At 41.0% G+C, this 18,696-nt stretch carries 19 protein-coding genes; all 19 read left to right on the top strand.

From position 1 onward, the window contains the following. Window positions 1–26 precede the first annotated feature (26 nt). Entirely contained in the window at window positions 27–1,343 is a 1,317-nt protein-coding gene (obgE, locus tag JM64_RS01465; protein ID WP_064011191.1) for a GTPase ObgE, read from the top strand. Beyond that, window positions 1,294–1,950, top strand: a complete 657-nt coding sequence (gene nadD / locus JM64_RS01460; protein WP_064011190.1) for a nicotinate (nicotinamide) nucleotide adenylyltransferase — start codon at window positions 1,294–1,296, stop codon at window positions 1,948–1,950. The genes obgE and nadD overlap by 50 nt, the downstream gene beginning before the upstream one ends. After that, a complete protein-coding gene (locus JM64_RS01455) occupies window positions 1,951–2,877 on the top strand; it encodes a tRNA dihydrouridine synthase (protein WP_064011189.1) in 927 nt (308 codons plus the stop codon). Between the two features lie 35 nt (window positions 2,878–2,912). Further along, the gene (locus tag JM64_RS01450) at window positions 2,913–3,539 is read left to right on the top strand and encodes a histidine phosphatase family protein (RefSeq protein ID WP_064011188.1); all 627 of its coding nucleotides are present in this window, start codon (window positions 2,913–2,915) and stop codon (window positions 3,537–3,539) included. Window positions 3,540–3,555: 16 nt separating this feature from the next. Continuing rightward, window positions 3,556–3,771, top strand: coding sequence for a hypothetical protein (locus JM64_RS01445; protein WP_064011187.1), 216 nt, complete (start codon window positions 3,556–3,558; stop codon window positions 3,769–3,771). A gap of 31 nt (window positions 3,772–3,802) precedes the next feature. Next, complete coding sequence (locus JM64_RS01440; RefSeq protein WP_064011186.1) at window positions 3,803–4,918, top strand: ABC transporter ATP-binding protein; 1,116 nt, start codon at window positions 3,803–3,805, stop codon at window positions 4,916–4,918. Beyond that, on the top strand, window positions 4,915–5,772 hold the full coding sequence (locus JM64_RS01435) for an ABC transporter permease (RefSeq protein ID WP_014450789.1): 858 nt from the start codon (window positions 4,915–4,917) through the stop codon (window positions 5,770–5,772). The genes JM64_RS01440 and JM64_RS01435 overlap by 4 nt, the downstream gene beginning before the upstream one ends. After that, complete coding sequence (locus JM64_RS01430) at window positions 5,759–6,529, top strand: ABC transporter permease (RefSeq protein ID WP_064011185.1); 771 nt, start codon at window positions 5,759–5,761, stop codon at window positions 6,527–6,529. The genes JM64_RS01435 and JM64_RS01430 overlap by 14 nt, the downstream gene beginning before the upstream one ends. Window positions 6,530–6,588: 59 nt before the next feature. Beyond that, window positions 6,589–7,422, top strand: coding sequence for a purine-nucleoside phosphorylase (locus JM64_RS01425; RefSeq protein ID WP_014450791.1), 834 nt, complete (start codon window positions 6,589–6,591; stop codon window positions 7,420–7,422). A gap of 34 nt (window positions 7,423–7,456) precedes the next feature. After that, entirely contained in the window at window positions 7,457–9,745 is a 2,289-nt protein-coding gene (locus JM64_RS01420) for a methyl-accepting chemotaxis protein (protein ID WP_064011184.1), read from the top strand. 117 nt (window positions 9,746–9,862) lie between these two features. Beyond that, entirely contained in the window at window positions 9,863–11,251 is a 1,389-nt protein-coding gene (gene mnmE / locus JM64_RS01415) for a tRNA uridine-5-carboxymethylaminomethyl(34) synthesis GTPase MnmE (RefSeq protein ID WP_231882418.1), read from the top strand. A 347-nt stretch (window positions 11,252–11,598) separates the two neighbouring features. After that, entirely contained in the window at window positions 11,599–13,659 is a 2,061-nt protein-coding gene (gene flhA, locus JM64_RS01410) for a flagellar biosynthesis protein FlhA (protein ID WP_064011183.1), read from the top strand. Next, complete coding sequence (gene flhF, locus JM64_RS01405; protein ID WP_064011182.1) at window positions 13,656–14,774, top strand: flagellar biosynthesis protein FlhF; 1,119 nt, start codon at window positions 13,656–13,658, stop codon at window positions 14,772–14,774. Before flhA ends, flhF begins: the two co-directional genes overlap by 4 nt. Further along, a complete protein-coding gene (locus tag JM64_RS01400; RefSeq protein WP_064011181.1) occupies window positions 14,755–15,591 on the top strand; it encodes a P-loop NTPase in 837 nt (278 codons plus the stop codon). Before flhF ends, JM64_RS01400 begins: the two co-directional genes overlap by 20 nt. Next, window positions 15,588–16,145, top strand: coding sequence for a PilZ domain-containing protein (locus tag JM64_RS01395; RefSeq protein ID WP_064011180.1), 558 nt, complete (start codon window positions 15,588–15,590; stop codon window positions 16,143–16,145). Before JM64_RS01400 ends, JM64_RS01395 begins: the two co-directional genes overlap by 4 nt. Beyond that, window positions 16,145–16,813, top strand: a complete 669-nt coding sequence (locus JM64_RS01390) for a flagellar brake protein (RefSeq protein WP_064011179.1) — start codon at window positions 16,145–16,147, stop codon at window positions 16,811–16,813. Before JM64_RS01395 ends, JM64_RS01390 begins: the two co-directional genes overlap by 1 nt. Window positions 16,814–16,840: 27 nt before the next feature. After that, on the top strand, window positions 16,841–17,455 hold the full coding sequence (gene cheC, locus JM64_RS01385) for a CheY-P phosphatase CheC (RefSeq protein WP_064011178.1): 615 nt from the start codon (window positions 16,841–16,843) through the stop codon (window positions 17,453–17,455). A 4-nt stretch (window positions 17,456–17,459) separates the two neighbouring features. Beyond that, window positions 17,460–17,939 carry a chemoreceptor glutamine deamidase/glutamate methylesterase CheD gene (gene cheD, locus JM64_RS01380; protein WP_064011177.1) on the top strand — a complete coding sequence of 160 codons (480 nt, stop codon included), beginning with the start codon at window positions 17,460–17,462 and terminating at the stop codon, window positions 17,937–17,939. Then, window positions 17,936–18,691 carry a FliA/WhiG family RNA polymerase sigma factor gene (locus tag JM64_RS01375; protein WP_197473443.1) on the top strand — a complete coding sequence of 252 codons (756 nt, stop codon included), beginning with the start codon at window positions 17,936–17,938 and terminating at the stop codon, window positions 18,689–18,691. The genes cheD and JM64_RS01375 overlap by 4 nt, the downstream gene beginning before the upstream one ends. Window positions 18,692–18,696 lie beyond the last annotated feature (5 nt).

Below are 18,696 nucleotides of genomic sequence, written 5' to 3'. Positions count from 1 at the left end.
GACCAGAAGGAAGAGGTGTTAAAAGTATGGAAAAGGTTGGATTTGTTGATGTTGTTGATTTTTATGTAAAGGCCGGTAATGGCGGAAATGGTGCTGCTACGTTTAGGCGAGAAAAATATGTCCCGTTCGGTGGTCCAGATGGCGGAGATGGTGGAGATGGTGGGTATGTCTTTTTGGTTGCAGACCCAACTATCTCCACGCTCTATCCGTTGACTGAAAAGAGAAAGTATTTTGCTGAGAACGGGGAAAACGGTCGCAGAAAGAAGATGCATGGTAGGAATGGAAAAGATTTAATTTTGAGGGTCCCTGTTGGCACTATCGTGCGTGATTACGATACGGGCGAGATTATCGCAGACCTTGACGAACCTGGGAAATATTGCTGTGTTGCACGTGGTGGAAAGGGTGGAAGAGGCAACACACATTTTAAATCCTCGACAAATCAAGCACCAAAGCTTGCTGAAAAAGGTGCACCAGGCGAGGAGAGGCACATATTGTTGGAATTAAAATTACTTGCGGATGCGGGATTGGTTGGTTATCCAAATGTTGGTAAGAGCTCGATAATCTCGCGTATCAGTAATTCCAAACCAAAGATAGCAAATTATCACTTCACAACGCTTGTTCCGAACCTCGGAGTTGTTGTCGTTGAAAAGCCAGAAAATTCGTTTGTGATAGCCGATATCCCGGGACTTATCAAAGGGGCAAGTCAAGGGAAAGGGCTTGGAAATGTTTTTCTAAGGCATGTGGAACGTTGTAATTTGATTGTGCACGTTGTAGATATCGCTGGTAGTGAAGGAAGAGACCCTGTCCAGGATTATTACGACATACGCGCGGAACTGGAATTCTTCAGCCCAGAGCTTGCAAGCAAAGAAGAAATTGTTGTCGGGAATAAGGTGGATTTACTTACACAAGAAGAATTGCAGGTTAACATCGAAAGGTTCAAAAAAGAAACAGGAAAAGATGTCTTGCCCATATCTGCGGTGACAGGTTACAACCTCGATGTATTGAAATACGCTATCTGGGAGCGTATAAAGGAAAGTAGAAAGTTGCTCGCGGAGAAGATTGATATTGACAAAATCGAGTTTGTAAAGCCAGAGCCTGTGAAGATTCTGTTGCCTGAGAAGGTGGATATAACTATAACTAAGAACGATAAAGGTGAATTCGAGGTGCATAGTGAGTACATCTCGACGTATTTAGAGAAATACAAGAAGGAAGCAAAATACATGCTTGAGGATATTCTTGAAATCCTTGAAAAGAACGGCCTTGATGAAAAATTGAGGAAGGCTGGTGCGAAGGATGGAGATACTGTATGGATTGAAGGAGTTGAATTCACTTACAAAGAATGATACTGCAGTTGTCTTTGGTAGTTCGTTCAATCCACCACACGTTGGGCACGTTGTGATTTTGAATTACGCAGTGAATTATTTCGATGCGGATTTTTACATTGTCCCAACAAATGTGCCACCTCACAAAAAGCTGGCAGTCCCATTTGAAAAGCGTTTCGATTGGGCGGTGAAAACATACAAAGTTTTCTCAGACACTAATAAAGCGATATTCATCACCGACATGGAAAGGCATATAGAAGGTGTAAACTATGCAATCCATAACGTTGAGTATTTTCTAAAATACTACAAGAAAGTGATACTTCTTGTTGGAGAAGATGCGCTCGGAAATATCGAAAGATGGTATAGATACGACGAGTTGCTCAATAAATCAACACTTGCGGTTTATCCAAGAACACGTGATGGGAGCCTTTACAAACGTGGACGTGAGGTGCTTGGGAAACTCTACAATAGGGTGCTGGAATTGAACTTTCCGATTGTTGAGGTTTCCTCTTCGGAAATTAGAAGGTTTGTCCGGGAAGGAAAGACGATAACGGGTTTGGTACCAAAAGAAATAGAGGATGAAGTTATAGAAACTTACAAGTATGTTGAAGAAGGGGAAAGATGGTAGATGGGAACTAAGAACAATTTTCTTCCAGGAACCGTTGGATTGGCTCCCATGGCAGGAGTTACGGATTATCCGTTTAGAAAGATATGTTTTGAGCAGGGCGCAAAATTTGCATTTACTGAAATGATAAGTGCAAAGAGTGTGCTTTTGAATATCGCCGTAAATGAAAAATATTTTCCAAGAACAGATGAGAAAAATTTAGTCGGTGTACAGCTTTTTGGTTCTGACCCGTTCGAATTAGCACAAGCGGCAGCCTTAGTTGAAGAGAGAGGTCTTTGGGTTGATTTGAACGCGGGTTGTCCTGTGGCAAAGGTTGTGAAAAGAGGTGCTGGTAGTGCGTTGCTCAAGGATATTGATTTGTTGAAAAAGATTGTCCGTGAGATGAGAAGAGTTGTCAATAAGCTCAGTGTAAAAACCAGGATAGGTTGGGAAAAGGATGAGTTTGAGAAAATCTACGATACACTTGTGAGTGAGGGTGTCGATATTATTTTCGTGCATGGTAGAACGGCAAAGCAGATGTACTCCGGGAAAGCAAAGTGGGATATCTACAATCCCGGAGCCGTTCCGCTTTACATAAGCGGGGATATATATTCGAAGGAGGATATAAAGCAGGCAATGGAGTTGTCAGGTGCGGATGGTGTAATTGTCGCAAGAGGTGCAATCGGCAATCCGTGGATATTTTCAGAAAATCAAAATCCCCCGTCGATAGATGATAAGCTCAGGGTTGTCTTACAACACATAGATTTGCTGACCGGGGAATACGGTAAACATGGGGTAATAGAGTTCAGAAAATTTGTAGCAGGCTATACCAAAGATATGCCACATGCAAGGGAATTCAGAAATAAAGTTATGAAGATTACGGATGTTAACAATTTGAAGGAAGCGTTCGTTGAGTATTTTACAAATATATCTAAACACAAACATTCATAGGTTTAGAATTTTTTTGAAAGGGGCACGGGACGAAGATGGCGTGCATCTATCTTGTTCGACATGGCAGCACAGAATGGAACGAGCGTCAATTGTGGCAAGGTGTTGTGGATACGGAACTTTCTGAGAAGGGGCGCATACAAGCAAAAGCAATCGCGCGGTTTTTAAAAGGGAAAGAAATATCAAAGATTTTCTCGAGTCCTATGAGACGTGCATTTGAGACAGCAGGGATAATAGCGCAAGAAATAGGTTATAAATGGGATATAGTAACAGATTTTAGGTTGCGTGAATGTGAAATCAGGCTTTGGAATGGGAAGAACTTTGAGCAGGTGCTTTCAGACCATCATGACGTGTTCAATGAATGGAGAACGAATTTGTTTTCTAACGTTGAGGGGGCAGAATCGTTAGGAAGCGTTCAAGAAAGAATGTACAACTTTTTGCAAGAAATTGTTGTTCACTATCCGAACGAAAATGTTATAATTGTTTCGCATGCGATAGCACTCAGGATGTTGATTGCCAAGGTGTTAGGTTTGATGCCTCCGGCACATTTGAATTTCGGTTTGGACAACGCATCTTTGAGTTGCTTGGTTGCTAAGGATGGGAACCTTAGGGTGAAGTTTTTGAATGTGACGAGTGAGGATTTTCCGCTTCTCTCTCAATTTTAAAAAAGGGGGATAATCGATGAAGCTTGTTTTAATTATCCTTGGTTTTTTATTTCTTGCATACATTGCAGTAAAGGTTTTACCACTTAAGTTAAGATACGCAAATATATTCTTTGCTCTCAGTTTGATTTTCCACATATTTGCAGCGTTTACATGGTCGTACGGGTTTATCATTTTTTCGCTTGTGCTGATAATAGTATTTTTCTTGATACTCCTTTACTTGTTTGGTTTCTAAATAAAAGTCCGGTTATGGGAGTGATGAGAAGTTGCCTGGCAGCAGTGTCAGTATTGTTAATGTGGATAAATACTTTGGCGATTTCCACGTGCTGAAAAATATAAACCTTGAAATCAAGGAGAATGAGTTTTTCTCACTTCTGGGACCTTCCGGCTGTGGAAAGACTACGCTTTTACGTATCATTGCAGGACTTGAAGATGTTGATGATGGTGATGTGCTTCTTGATGGTAAGAGTATCCTTCACCTTCCCCCGAACAAAAGACCGGTCAACACGATCTTCCAAAACTATGCACTTTTTCCTCACTTAAATGTTTACGAAAATATCGCTTTCCCGCTAAGAATTAAAAAGCTTTCCGAGAGTGAAATAAAAGAAAAGGTTGAATGGTTACTTTCGCTCACTCGGCTTGAAGAACATGCGAGGAAAAAACCTGCACAACTTTCGGGTGGGCAAAAGCAGAGGGTGTCTCTTGCAAGGGCACTTGCGAATGAACCGAAGGTGCTTTTGCTTGATGAACCAGTGAGCGCACTTGATGCGAAGTTAAGACAAGAGCTGTTGATAGAACTGGATAATTTGCACGACAAAGTGGGTATTACATTTATATATGTCACGCACGACCAGGCAGAAGCTATAAGCGTTTCGGACCACGTGGCGGTTATGAACAACGGAGAGGTTGTCCAATACGGCACTCCGTACGAAATATACGAGAGCCCAGCTGATGCCTTTGTTGCAACGTTCATCGGTGAGAGCAACTTGATGAAGGGAACGGTGAAGAAGTTAATCTCAGAGACCTACGTGCTTGTGGAATTCCCCACGTTGGGTGAAATCGTTTGTTACCGCGACAAGCCCGTTGAAGTCAATGATGATGTTTTGGTGACACTGAGACCAGAGAAAATCAGGATAACCCACTCCAAACCTCAGCTACCTGAGGATTCTTTCACAAACATCTTGCACGGTGTCGTGGATGAAACGATATATATGGGTTATCAAACAAAGTATTTTGTAAGAACGGATGGTGGGTATATCCTCAGGGTCTACAAACAGCACGCAAGTTACCTGCTCGATGAGAAGATTATCCAGTGGAAAGATGAAGTGTTCCTCTACTGGAACCCTGATGACAGCTTCATCGTGGAGGTTGACAAAGGGTGAGTAGGAAAAAGCATATAAGACCGTTAAGCAGAGGTTATGAAAGCTACGGGCTTGTTTATTTGCTTTGGCTCGCAGTGTTTTTCTTAATCCCTGTGATAGTAATTCTTACGTACAGTTTCTTCGAAAGGGATTACCAAGGTGGAGTAATTTTCAAGTTCTCCCTGCAGGGTTACAAAGATATTCTCAATCCGAACTACGTTGCGGTGTTTTTGAGAACTATTTTCATTTCGCTTGTTTCTTCTGTTGTTTCCATAATTCTCGCTATTCCTGTGGCTTACTACATTGCGTTCAGTAGGTGGAAAAACATCCTCTTGCTCCTGGTGATAGTGCCATTTTGGACGAATTCGTTGATAAGGATTTACGCATGGATATTTATCCTTGGAAATAACGGTCTTGTTAACCAGTTTTTGATAAAAATGGGGTTCACGGAGTCTTATGTTCAGTTTATCTACAACAACTTCGCTGTTGTGCTTGTGCTTGTTTATACGTATCTACCGTTTGCCATCTTGCCACTTTATTCGGCAATAGAAAGGCTCGAGAAGAACATCTTTGAAGCGGCGATGGATTTGGGTTGCACAAAAAGGCAGGTATTTTTCAGGGTTTTGCTACCGAACATAAGGCAAGGGATAATCTCGGCTTTTGTGTTTGTTTTTATACCTGCGATAGGTACTTACGCGGTACCGGAATTGGTAGGTGGAAAGAACTCAAGGTTGATTGGTAACGAAATTGCAAGGCTTCTAACTACGGCAAGGAATTGGCCCGCCGCAGCGGCTATATCCTCCGTTTTGCTTGCGATTACGATAATTGCAGTGATTGTCTTTATGTTTGGTGGTGAGAAACGTGAAGCCAGGTAAATTTGCATTTACAATGATTCTGATTGTGCTACTCTTTTTCTACATCCCCATATTTATCGTTGTACTCTTTTCGTTCAATTCTTCGAAATCTCCTGTATGGACAGGTTTCAGTTTGAAATGGTACGAAAAGCTTTTCACATCATCTGCCCACATCTGGCGAACGTTTATGAACTCCATTATCGTTGGTATCGGTTCAAGCTTCGTAGGTGTTATTTTGGGGACGTTCGGTGCGGTTGCTATGTATATGGGGGCTAAAAAATTCAAAAAACTCATGTGGACAACGACGTATATTCCCTTTATCATCCCAGACATCATTATCGGTGTATCTTTGCTAATCTTTTTCACAACGATACACCTTAGGCTCAGTTTGCTTACGATATTCATAGCGCATGTGACGTTCTCTATTCCTTACACGATGATGATTATCCTCACAAGGCTCCAAGACTTCGATAAGTCTATAATCGAAGCGGCATACGACTTGGGTGCCACAAGGCCTATCGCACTTTGGAAAGTGATTATACCGATAGCGCTCCCCGGGATTGTTGCCGCGTTCTTCATGGCGTTTACCCTTTCAATAGATGATTTTGTCATCACATTCTTCGTTGCAGGACCAAGCTCGACAACCTTGCCGTTGCAGATATTCTCTATGGTAAGATTTGGCATTTCTCCGGTGATTAATGCGATTTCTACCCTTTTGCTCGTTGGAACGATTTTCATAAGTATTTTGCTTAGAAAGTATGTGCGTTATATAATATAAATTGGTTCACAGGATGTAAACTCTCAAAAGTTTTGAAAACGGAAACGGAGGTGTGAGGGATGGTTCAGGATATCAAAACATACGTTGAAAGGGTTAAAAAAGCTGCAGAGTTTATCAAGTCCAAGATTACGGAAACTCCTGAGGTTTGTATAGTGCTAGGTTCTGGTCTCCATGGAATTGCCGAAATTGTTGAAAACCCGATTAGAATACCTTACAAAGAAATTCCCGAGTTTCCGGTTTCAACAGCTCCAGGTCACAAAGGAGAATTGATTTTTGGAAAGATTTCAGGAAAATATGTGGCACTTATGAACGGAAGGTTCCACTATTACGAAGGTTACCACATGAGGGATGTTACGTTCGGTGTGAGGGTCATGCAAGAACTTGGCGTTAAATACTTGTTCTTAACGAACGCAGCAGGTGGGCTTAACCCTGATTTTGAAGTAGGAAGACCAATGATTATCAGTGACCATATCAATATGATGGGTGACAATCCACTTATCGGACCAAACGTAGAAGAATGGGGTCCGAGATTCCCAGATATGTCTAATGCTTACGACAAAGAACTCAGGGCAATTGCGAAAAAGGTTGCTGAAGAACTCAACATCCCAGTTTACGAAGGTGTTTATGTTGCCGTTGCAGGTCCAAATTTCGAAACCCCTGCTGAATTGAGAATGCTCAGATGGATGGGGGCAGATGCAGTTGGTATGTCTACGGTTCCAGAAGTCATCGCGGCAGCTCACAGGGGAACAAAAGTGCTCGCTATCTCGGCGATAACTGACAGAGCTGTCCCGGATGATTTGAAACCGCTCACAGCAGAAGAAGTCCTTGAAGTTGCACACAGAACAGGACAACTGATTGCAAAGATTATGATAAAAGTGTTGGAAAGAATCTAACCTTTAAACTGCGGCGATAATGCAGGTGAAAAGTATGTCTATTCGAACTAGACTTCTTTTGTTGGCGATATTACTGGTATCGGTTCCACTAACAATCTCTGTTCTCTTCACCGTAATAAATCTATCAAGAGAGAGTGCACGAATTGAGAACGAGGTTAAACAGCAATTGGGTGACCCAAAGGTCATTTTCAAAGATTTCTTTGAGACTTTCTCAAAACAGCTGGAAGAACACATCAGTGCATACAACGAAAAGCTGGTTTCCGCTGTTGAGAAGCAGAAGGAAAGCGTTCAGAAAGCATTTGAAGAAGTATACCTTGGGGCGCTTGAAAAAGAGGCAAACTCTATAAAGAACGTAGTTGAAAACCTTATAAAGGACAAAGTGAGTACGATAGAAAACCTTTCCAAGGTAGCTGCTGCTTCCAAAGATGTGGTGAATGCGGCAGCTGAAAAGAATTTAGGGTTAGCTGAAAAAAGAAGCCTATTACTCAACTATGTGGAACGTCCGTTGTTTGATTACATTTCGCTTTGGACGATAGAATCTTCCGAACCAAGGCTGAAGATAAGGCCATTTGTAAACCTCGGGGCGAAATACCTCGTTGAATACGCCTATTCACTTGCACCGGGTGTGGATGCAACGACTTATAAGGACCTTGAATTTGCAAATGAACTCACTGAAAGAATTAAAAAAATTCTGGGCTCTGCTTCGGCTTATTCGGAATCGTTCGTATTTAAAGGCGGTAAGGGAATATATTTCATTGCGATTAATCCTGTCATGCATCCGCAGTTGGGCAATACAGTCACAGGTTTTGTTGTAGCAGCAGGAAGGCTAGCAGATAATTTCTTGGACGATATCAAAAGGCTTACGAATGCTGAATTGACAATATACATCGATGGAAGAGCTTATGCAACAACAAAAGTGAATGAAACTGGAGAAAGAATATTGAATGTTACTGAGCCTGCGGAAGAGAAATACACGTTCAAAGTAGGGGATGAAGAATACCTCGCAGTTAAAAGCGATTTGAACGTAGCCGGTGAGTCTTTGGGTAAGCTCGAGGTTGCTATCAAGAAAGAAACAGTGAATGCCCAAATTGAGATACCACAACCGGAAAAGTTCCAGATGCCTGAGATTAAGATGCCAGAAGTGAAGGTCAGTGTTGATTTGAACCTTGCAAGGTTGGTTGTAATTAATCTGATTGTTGGAATGGTCATTCTTGCGATTGCGCTCATTGTTTCGGTACCTATGATTAACAGCATTTCAAAGGAGATTGTCAGGTCTTCCGAGATTATTGAACGATTCTCAAACGGCGAGCTCGTATCGTTCGATGTAAAGACGTTTGGCGAATTTGAAAGAGTTATTTATTCACTAAAACGACTTTCGGAAAATTTGCGTGATTACGCCAAGGATATGAAGGAGAGCTCCAAGAAGTTGACAGGTGAAATCGAGCAAGTAACGATGATAAAGGAGACACTGGAGAACTCCGTTTCAAGGTTCAGTGAGTTCGTTGGTAGGTACATAACTGAGGTTGAGGATGTCAAATCAAAAATCATGATGCTCCAGCAAACGGTGGAGTCATCTATGAAAAGCAACGAAAATCTATCGCAGCAACTTTTGGAATTGCTGAAAGATATAGAGAACGCGCAAGCAGAGATTTTGAGAAATGTCACATTGATAGAAGATATGAACGAGTCGGTCAATGCGAACGTAGAGGTCTTCGAGAAGTTTAGCACCACCGTTAGAAGAACGATAGAAAAGTTTGCATCTATCAAAGAAGCTATTGCGAAAATCCAGAACGTCGCATCGCAAACGAACCTGCTTGCTTTGAACGCAGCAATTGAAGCGGCAAGAGCAGGAGAAGCAGGCAGAGGATTTGCTATTGTCGCTGACGAAGTTATGAAACTCTCCGTGGAAATCAACAATCTTTCCAAGAACCTTGTTAAAGAAGTTGACACATACACAAATGACCTTAAGGAACTCGACCAACTCTATGAAACTTCTGGCGAGAAGTTCAGAAAGTTACAGCAAGCAAAAGAAGAATTCTCAGCAAATTACTACACGGTTATCGAAAAGGTTCAAGACATCGGTACGCTAAGTGCTCAGGTAAGTGTTCAGATACAAGAAAATAACTCCACGTTCTCTAAAATAGAATCACTAATGGATGACGTATCAAATTCGGTTATATCCTCTTCTGAACAGCTACAAAGATTCAACGAGGAGTTCAAGCAGATTACAAGGGTGTTTGAACAGTTAAGTGAAAGTACCGAAAAGTTGAAAGAGATAGCAAAGAAGATGGAAAATATATCACAGTGGTTTAAATTAAGTTGAGGAGGAATTTTGGAAAGATGAAGGGTGGCTCGAAAGAGCCACCTTTTTTGTAAATCGGTTTCATGGTATAATTGAAAATAGGTTTTTCTACTGTGAACTTTAACAGGAGTGTGCGAAATGGTAGAGACGGAAAGAATAGAAGAACTCAAGATGATAGAAAATGATGGTAATATCCGCGATACGATTGTTGCAATCGCAACGCCACCAGGTGTGGGAGCTATCGGTATCGTAAGGGCTTCTGGACCTGATTCTTGGCGAATTTTGGAAGACTGTGTGCGAAAAAGTATAGGCATTGAAAGGAAAGTCAGATATGGCAATTTCTACGATACCGAAGGAAATGTTATAGACGAGGTACTTTTTGTTGGATTCAAGGCTCCAAGAAGTTATACAGCAGAAGATATGGTGGAAGTTTACTGCCACGGAGGAGTTCTCGTAACTCAAAAGATTTTGGAAGAGTTTGTGAAAAGGGGTGCTAGACTTGCTAAGAACGGTGAGTTCACAAGAAGAGCTTTTTTGAACGGGAAGATAGACTTAATAAAAGCGGAAGCGATTTTGCAGATAATAGAAGCAAAGAGTGAAGAGAGCTTGAAATTGGCCATCGACAACTTGAAAGGTAAGTTATCTGGAGAAGTGTCGGCAATAAGAAAGATGTTGATAGATGTGCTTTCGAAGATAGAGGTAACAATAGACTACGGTGATGATATTGAAATCCCCCGGGAAGAGATAGCTCATGATGTTGAGAATGCAATCCAGTTCTTGTCAGAGAAATTAGCGCACGCGGATAAGGGAATTCATATTACCACAGGGGTTACACTTGCTATTGTTGGAAAGCCAAACGTGGGCAAGAGTACCCTACTCAACAGGTTGCTTGTGGAAGATAGAGCGATTGTTACGGATATCCCTGGCACGACGAGAGATGTGATAAAGGGAGAAATAAAGATTCGTGGTATACATTTTGTTATATCCGACACAGCAGGGATAAGGGAAACGGAAGATGTTGTTGAAAAAATAGGAATCGAAAGGGCGATACGAGAAGCAAGTCAAGCTGATGTTGTATTATTCGTGCTTGACGCAACTACAGGATTTACGAAAGAAGATGAGTATATTTTGAATATCATTAGGGATAGCAATTTTATCGCAGTTTGGAACAAGACGGATATCGGGGATAAAGTCTCGAAACTTTCAGATAATGGAAGTGATGTTTACATAAGTGCCTCCACAGGCGAAGGTTTGAGAACTTTGGAAGATAAAATCATTGAACGTGTGAGACCTTTGATAGAGGATGGGCAGCTGTCTCATGTAACCACTAGAAGGCAACTTGAGCATTTGAGAATAGTCTATCAGCATTTGAAAAAAGCTTTGGAAGCACTCAGCGGTGGGTATCCAGTAGATATCGTCTCAATAGATATTCGAAACGCACTTTCTGAGCTTGATAAATTACTTGGGACGAATTTTACGGATGATTTGTTGGACAATATCTTCGCTAACTTCTGTGTTGGAAAATAGTAAGTTAAAAAAAGCGGGCTTTTTCGCCCGCATAAAGCCGTGGGGGGTGTATCTCAAGGGGGATAGGGGGTTCTCTGGTTAAAGTGTACCATAGGTTGAATTAGTTTGTGTTAATTTATTAGTGACTTTAATTATAATATTGCAGAACAAACTTGTTACGGTATACTTTCGAAAATCGAATTTCTTTTTCCTCGCCCTCTATTATAATTAGACCACTGAAATCTGAAATCGTTCAAAGGATTTTTGAAAATTTTTAGAAAATTTAAAATACGTCTTGGATAGATAATGCTTTAAGCTTTAATTGAGAAAAGAACAGCCGTAAGCTTTCGATTAGCTGAGGTGATAAGATGAAGGCAGATGTTGCAGTAGCGTTGTTAGTTGTTGCTATTGTGCTTTTGATGATAATACCAATTCCGGATTTTTTGCTGGATTTTTTCCAGCTATTTAATATATCAATATCTTTGGTTATTCTCTTCTCCACAATGTACATCACTCATGCACTAGAGCTTGCTTCTTTCCCGACAATACTGTTGATTGTGACGATATTCCGGTTGGCTTTGAATGTGGCATCAACAAGGGCTATCTTGTTGGAAGGTCCGAAGTTTCAGGGAAGGGTCATACAGACGTTTGGTAATTTTGTCGTTGGTGGAAATTACGTTGTTGGTATCGTTGTGTTTCTGATACTTGTGATAATTCAGTTTATTGTTATTACACGTGGTTCTGAGAGGATTGCTGAGGTTGCTGCAAGGTTCACGCTCGATGCTATGCCTGGAAAACAAATGAGCGTTGATGCTGATTTGAACGCTGGATTGATAACGGAAGAAGAGGCGAGAAGACGCAGAGAAGAAATAAGACGCGAAGCGGACTTTTACGGTGCAATGGACGGTGCTTCGAAATTTGTCCGTGGAGATGCTATAGCGAGCATAATTATAACGTTGGTTAATAGCATTGGTGGTATAATAATCGGTGTATTGATGCACAGGTTAGGGTTCGCAGATGCGGCGAAGATTTTTTTGCTCTACACGGTTGGAGATGGATTGGTATCCCAAATACCTGCGTTGATGGTATCGACTGCTACCGGTATTATTGTTTCAAGGAGCGCAACAAAAGATAATCTTGGAACAGAACTGCTAAAGGAGCTTTCCGGGGAAAAGAAAGTTATCATACTCACAGGTGTTGTCATTATACTTCTTGGATTGTTTACCCCGCTTCCAACTTTCACAAGCTTGCTTATAGGTGGCATGTTTTTGGTTGTTGGAATCATGATTAAAGAAGAAGCACAGCCACAAATACAACCTGGTGTGGCGGGAACTCCAGGTGTAGTTGGTGGACCACCAACTGGAGCGCCAGCGGGTCCTGTACTTTCAACTCCTGAGGAAGTGGCAGAGGTATTGCAGTCGGACACTGTTGAGGTAAATATTGGATATGGACTTTTGCCGTTGGCTGACTTGTCCCAAGGCGGAGATATGTTAGAACGTTTGACAATGATACGTAGGCAACTTGCTCAAGAATTAGGTCTTGTTCTTTCACCTATAAGGGTCAGGGATAGCGTCTTACTAAAACCAAACGAATATGCAATCTATATACGTGGTGCAGAAGTTGCAAGGTATGAACTCTTCCCAAATAGATTGCTTGCAATCAACCCAGGTTTCATCACCGAACGCATACCCGGTATAGAGGTTAAGGAGCCAGCCTTTGGGTTGCAAGCGTTTTGGATAGATGAGTCCAAGAAAGACGAGGCAATTCAAAAAGGTTACACGGTTGTTGACCCACCGACGGTCTTTGCCACGCACGTAACAGAAATCCTGAGAAGGTATGCACCGGAATTACTAGGTAACAAAGAATTCCAGCTTCTTGTCGACGGTTTAAGGAACAAATTTGATAGATTGGTGGATGATGTCTTTAACGTTGTGAAGCCCACGGTGGTAAAGAAAGTTTTACAAGAGTTGTTACGCGAAGGTGTGTCAATAAGGAATTTGCCGTTTATTTTTGAACTTATCCTCGACAATACTGAAAGGGCTAGGGACGTTGAAAGTTTAGTAGAATACGTAAGAAGAGGGTTGAAAAGGCAGATTGCAAGTAAACTGGTGAGTCAAGACAAGCAAATTCATGCAGTTGCACTCGATAGTGAATTAGAAAGAATTCTAACCGAATCGATTTCGGAGAGCGATGAGGGTAGATATCTAAGCGTCAACCCACAAATTATGAGGGAAATTATAGAGAAGATTTCCCAGGAATTGGAACAACTCATGAGGAAAGGTTATTCACCAATTCTCGTAGTCTCTGGCGCTATTCGCCCTTACCTTGCAAGAATGGTGCTCAGGTTCATACCAGGTATTACGGTTATAGCATTTGAAGAGGTTCCTGAGGATGTTAACCTTTCAATCGAGGGTGTGGTGAGGATATGATTGTGAAAAAGTATCTGGTGACTGACATCAAAGAAGCTTTCGAAAAGATAAGAGTCGAGCTGGGAAAAGATGCGGTTATATTAAGCACACGAAAGGTAAAAAAAGGCGGTTTCCTTGGGATAGGCGCCAAGACTTATCTTGAAGTAACGGCAGCAATTGAGGAAAAGAAAGTGCCACAGACCGAGGAGAAGGGGCAGATTTACAAACTTCAGGAGATACTCTCTAAAACAAAACAACCACAGCAATCTTCAGAAGATTTGACTGAGCTTAAGAGAATGATGATGGAATTGAAATCGATGATCGCATCACAAAGGGCGAACGAACCACAGTGGGTGCAAGATTTGAGAAAAGCATTAGAAAAGCAAGATGTCGACGACGAGATTGCAGAAAAGGTTATAGAGTATGCCAGAGTTAAGTATCAGGAACTCGATTTCAGCAACGAAAACACTAGGCTGATACTTTCTGAAATGTTTCTTCCTTTTTTAAACACATCCGTGCCTGATATAAAAGGAAAGGTTCTTTTTGTTGGACCGACAGGTGTTGGTAAAACCACCACTTTAGCAAAATTGGCTGCGAAATTGAAGCTCAATGACCACAAACGTGTAGGGATTATTACACTTGACACTTACAGAATAGCCGCAGTTGACCAGTTAAAGACGTACGCAATGCTTCTGGATGTACCTATCAGAGTGGCTTACACACCAAAGGAGGCAAAGTTAGAGGTTGAGGCGCTATCTGACTACGATGTTATCCTCATCGATTCAGCAGGTAGGAGTCAGAAAAACGAGCTGCATATGACGGAAATAAAAGCAATGGCTGAGGTTGTTGACCCAGACCTCGTCTTCTTGATAGTAGGTATGCAATACAGGTCAGAGGATGTCAAGGAAATAACTAGTAGGTTCTCAATAGTTTCGCCTACGCATGTTGTACTTTCGAAGATGGATGAAACCTCTTCTTATGGACATTTTGTCAATGTTCCTACGTTCTTAAATGTTCCAATAGCGTATATAACGAATGGACAACGTGTGCCAGACGATATAATGGAAGCGAATAGTAGAGAGTTAGCTGTTCTTCTAGCACGTGAGGTGTTGAAAGATGCAAGATCAAGCAAGTAACCTTAAGAAAAGTGATATTATAGCTGTCATAAGTGGAAAAGGTGGGGTTGGAAAAACACTTGTTGCAACAAATTTGGCAGCAGTAGTTGCCGAAAATGGTAAGAAGGTCTTGCTACTCGATACGGATGTGGGATTTACTAACGCTGATATATTACTTGGAGTATATCCGAAACATTCTATAAAAGATTTCGTGAACCACAAATGTGGCATAGAAGAGTTGATAACACCAACGAGTTATGGTGTAGACCTTATCTCCTTGGGTGGTGATGTGTCGGATTTGCTTGCAATGAATGAATTTGTTATCAAAGACTTTGCAACAAGCTTTCTGAAACTTCTTGAAAATTACGATATCGTCTTTATGGATATGCCGCCTGGATTTTCAAATTCGTATATGCCGTTTTTAGCTCTGGTTGATCAATTTATTGTTCTCACCACGCCGGAACCAACGTCTGTTGTTAACACATACACGATGGTAAAATTACTTAGCATAAAGGGAATAAAAGGCGAGGATATACACATTGTGGCGAATATGGTTCAAAATATAAAGGAAGCGACAAGTCTTATGGAACGTTTTTCCGAAGTCGTGGAAAAATTCATTGGGAACAAGGTTTCATCAGTCACAATGATAAAAGAACATCCACTTGTGGTAAAAAGTATCCACGACCGTCAGTTGTTTGCTTTAAAGTACAGAAGTATACAACCATCGTTTTCAGTCATGCGCATAGCTTCCTATTTGCTTAAAGGCGAAGTAAAAAAGGTACAAGGAGATACACTAATACAGAAGTTCTTGAGGTTCTTCCGAGGTGATAATAAGTGACGCTGGAAGAGTATGTGAATGCTAATTTGTCTGGTGCGGTGCTAAGAGGTTTTTCAAAGGATGGAGAATTGCTCGTAAAGTTGAAGGAATTAAAAGGAAAGAGCATCAAGGTCTCTTTCCTCTCTTTTGCGTCAGTACCAGAAGTTTTGAGAGTGGATATACCCATAGAGGGTTTTGTACTTTCGGTTATAGTTAAATTATCAAGTCACGAGGAAGGAATATATGAATACGTGGCTTTAGAAAAAGCAGGAATTTTACAAAGGCGTTCAAAACCACGTTATGCAGCTTTTGAACCTTGCTCAATATACGGCTTTAATTCTTTGATTATTGATGTTTCGGAAAACGGTTGCCAGGTGATTTCTGAGTTCAAGCCGAGAGTCAGAGAAAACGTCGAACTTAAATTCAAGGGTAACGATGAGAAAACTTTAGAGGGAAATGTAATGTGGTCGGTCGAAGAAGAAGAATGTTATCGATACGGTATCTATATTCCAAATCCTGAAGCCTTTTGGATGAAGCTTGTTGAAAAATACAAAACCATAGGAGAGGTTATCTGATGGCGTATGTGGAATTGGTTGATGCCCAAAAAGCTTTAAAAGTAGGAATACCTGCATTGATAAGGATAACAATGGTGAAAGAACTCGAGGGCGAGTACAAGAGCAATGTTGTTGACATAGATTTAGAAAAACGCATTCTTTTTCTCTCAATACCTTCTTACAAGGGAAGATTTATCCCCATACCCAAAGGTGTGCGTATGACGGTCAACTTATTTGACCGGTCTTCGATTTACGAATTTGACACAATTTCTCTTGGTGTTATCAAGCGTGACAATATTTATGTTATACCCGTTCCTTTTCCTGAAACCGTTCGCAAAACGGAAAGAAGAAAGTTTGTTAGGATACCCCTTTACCTGGAAGGAAGATTTTATCTCTCTGATGAACCAGATGCAGAGTCCTACGCATTTACCACACGCAACATTAGTGCAGGTGGAATGATGATGGTAACGAAAAAATATTTGAAAATGGGTGATATAATATATATCGATTTAAAGCTTGACAACGAGCTTTTGTTAAACAAACAGAAATCTAAGGTTGTACGACAAGACGAGCAAATAGATGAGGGATTTATGTACGGTGTACAGTTCCTCGACGTACCACTTGCTTTGGAAAAAGCACTTGTAAGGTTTATATTCCAAAAAGAAATTAAGATGAAGGCCGTCAAATAAAAAGTAGATTCGAAGGGAGGAAAGATGATGTTAGAAAAACTCAACGAAGCACAACTGGATGCAATTAAAGAAGTAGGGAATATAGGCACTGGTAACGCAGCTACAGCACTTTCCATGATGCTTGACAAAAAAGTGGAAATTTCAGTCCCTCAGGTAAAGGTGATACCTATTTCTAAAATACCCTTTCTTTTCGAAAATCCTGAAGAAGTGGTTTGCTCAGTGAAAATGGAACTCAAAGAAGACATGACTGGTGAGATACTTTTGGTCTTTGACCCGAAAACTGTTAAAACGCTTGCCAGAGTGCTTACCGGGATGGAAATAACTGACATAACGGAGATGGACGAGTTTACATCTTCAATGATGAAAGAGATTGGTAATATTATGTGCGGTTCCTATATAACAGCACTTGCTGGGTTTACGAATCTTTTCATAAATCCGGAACCACCAGAGTTAATAGTTGACATGATAAGTGCTATAATCTCTGAAATCTCGATACCACTTGCATTGGCAGGTGAGGAAAATATACTTCTTGTTGAAACCATTATAGAGATAGAAGGGTTAGAAGAAGCACTCCAAGGCTACTTACTGTTAGTACCTTCTGTAGATTCTCTTGAGAAACTTCTAAAGGCGTTGGGGATGTGACAATATGAAGAAAAAAGTTATTATCGGAATCGGAGAATGGGCAGTTGAAAAAAATCCTGCAATTTTAGTTACCTTGGGTCTTGGGTCTTGTGTGGGAGTCTGTATTCGTGACCCTGTTGCCAAAGTGGGTGGAATGGTCCATGTGATGCTTCCAGATAGTGGAGGTAGACCAACGAATACGCCTGGTAAATTCGCTGATACGGGTGTTAGCTTGGTTGTCGAAGAATTAGTAAAAATGGGAGCCTCACGTTCAAGGTTGGAAGCAAAAATCGCGGGTGGAGCATCGATGTTTCAATCGGCAATGGATATAGGTGCAAGAAACGTTGAAGCAGTTAAGACTGCTTTGCAGAGGAATGGGGTTAAGTTGTTAGCAGAAGACACTGGCGGAAACAAGGCAAGGAGTATAGAATACGACATCGAAACTGGAAAATTACTTATTCGAAAGGTCAAAACAGGAGATTCTGTGGAGGTTGTTGAGATTTGATTCTCAACAAAGATGCCATTGTGAAGGAATATTTGCCACTTGTCACACGTTTGGCAAGGGATTTGAAGGTGAATTTACCGCACAACGTAGAAATTGACGACCTTATACAAGAAGGGGTTGTAGCCCTGCTTCAAGCCGTAGATAAATACGACCCACGTCATGGAGCTACGTTCAAGACATACGTTTACACACGTATAAAAGGTGCTATGATAGATTATCTAAGAAAGTTAGATTATTTACCAAAAAATGTGAGGCAGGATATAAAGAAGTTGGATAATGAAATTGCTGAGTTTTATACTAAGCACCAGAGGTTGCCCACCTATGAGGAACTTGCTGAAATCTTGGGGATGAGTGTTCAAGAAGTCGAACAAATTTACAATGAACTGTTGTTGAAACAGTATGTGAATTTAGATGAATATTTATTTGGTGTAGATGAGGAAAGTTCGGACCCATCAAATTATTATGAAATTCCAAGTAGTGAAGATGTCAAGGAAAAGGCTTGGAAATCCATACTTTATGAACAGCTCGTTGAGTCGATAAATAAATTAGACGAGAAAGAAAAACTTATCCTTTCATTGAGATTTGAGCACGACTTATCTTTAAAAGAAATCGCTGCTGTGCTTGGTGTGACCGAATCCAGGGTTTCGCAAATCATCGGCGCAATTCTTTCAAAGCTCAGAAAGATGCTTGAGGGAGAACAAGAGTTGGAATCTTCAAAGGACAGAACAGGCAATAAAGATACACAAGGATAGAGTTT

This window comes from Fervidobacterium pennivorans (assembly GCF_001644665.1).
In the GTDB taxonomy this organism is placed as follows: Bacteria; Thermotogota; Thermotogae; order Thermotogales; family Fervidobacteriaceae; genus Fervidobacterium; species Fervidobacterium ngatamarikiense.
Note: the sequence above shows the minus strand (reverse complement) of the source record. Positions and strands in the feature narration are given on the sequence as shown.

Coding starts and splice junctions, on each gene's coding strand:
- obgE (WP_064011191.1), top strand. CDS start 27: ATGGAAAAGGTTGGATTTGTTGATGTTGTTGATTTTTATGTAAAGGCC.
- nadD (WP_064011190.1), top strand. CDS start 1,294: ATGGAGATACTGTATGGATTGAAGGAGTTGAATTCACTTACAAAGAAT.
- JM64_RS01455 (WP_064011189.1), top strand. CDS start 1,951: ATGGGAACTAAGAACAATTTTCTTCCAGGAACCGTTGGATTGGCTCCC.
- JM64_RS01450 (WP_064011188.1), top strand. CDS start 2,913: ATGGCGTGCATCTATCTTGTTCGACATGGCAGCACAGAATGGAACGAG.
- JM64_RS01445 (WP_064011187.1), top strand. CDS start 3,556: ATGAAGCTTGTTTTAATTATCCTTGGTTTTTTATTTCTTGCATACATT.
- JM64_RS01425 (WP_014450791.1), top strand. CDS start 6,589: ATGGTTCAGGATATCAAAACATACGTTGAAAGGGTTAAAAAAGCTGCA.
- JM64_RS01420 (WP_064011184.1), top strand. CDS start 7,457: ATGTCTATTCGAACTAGACTTCTTTTGTTGGCGATATTACTGGTATCG.
- mnmE (WP_231882418.1), top strand. CDS start 9,863: ATGGTAGAGACGGAAAGAATAGAAGAACTCAAGATGATAGAAAATGAT.
- flhA (WP_064011183.1), top strand. CDS start 11,599: ATGAAGGCAGATGTTGCAGTAGCGTTGTTAGTTGTTGCTATTGTGCTT.
- flhF (WP_064011182.1), top strand. CDS start 13,656: ATGATTGTGAAAAAGTATCTGGTGACTGACATCAAAGAAGCTTTCGAA.
- JM64_RS01400 (WP_064011181.1), top strand. CDS start 14,755: ATGCAAGATCAAGCAAGTAACCTTAAGAAAAGTGATATTATAGCTGTC.
- JM64_RS01390 (WP_064011179.1), top strand. CDS start 16,145: ATGGCGTATGTGGAATTGGTTGATGCCCAAAAAGCTTTAAAAGTAGGA.
- cheC (WP_064011178.1), top strand. CDS start 16,841: ATGTTAGAAAAACTCAACGAAGCACAACTGGATGCAATTAAAGAAGTA.
- cheD (WP_064011177.1), top strand. CDS start 17,460: ATGAAGAAAAAAGTTATTATCGGAATCGGAGAATGGGCAGTTGAAAAA.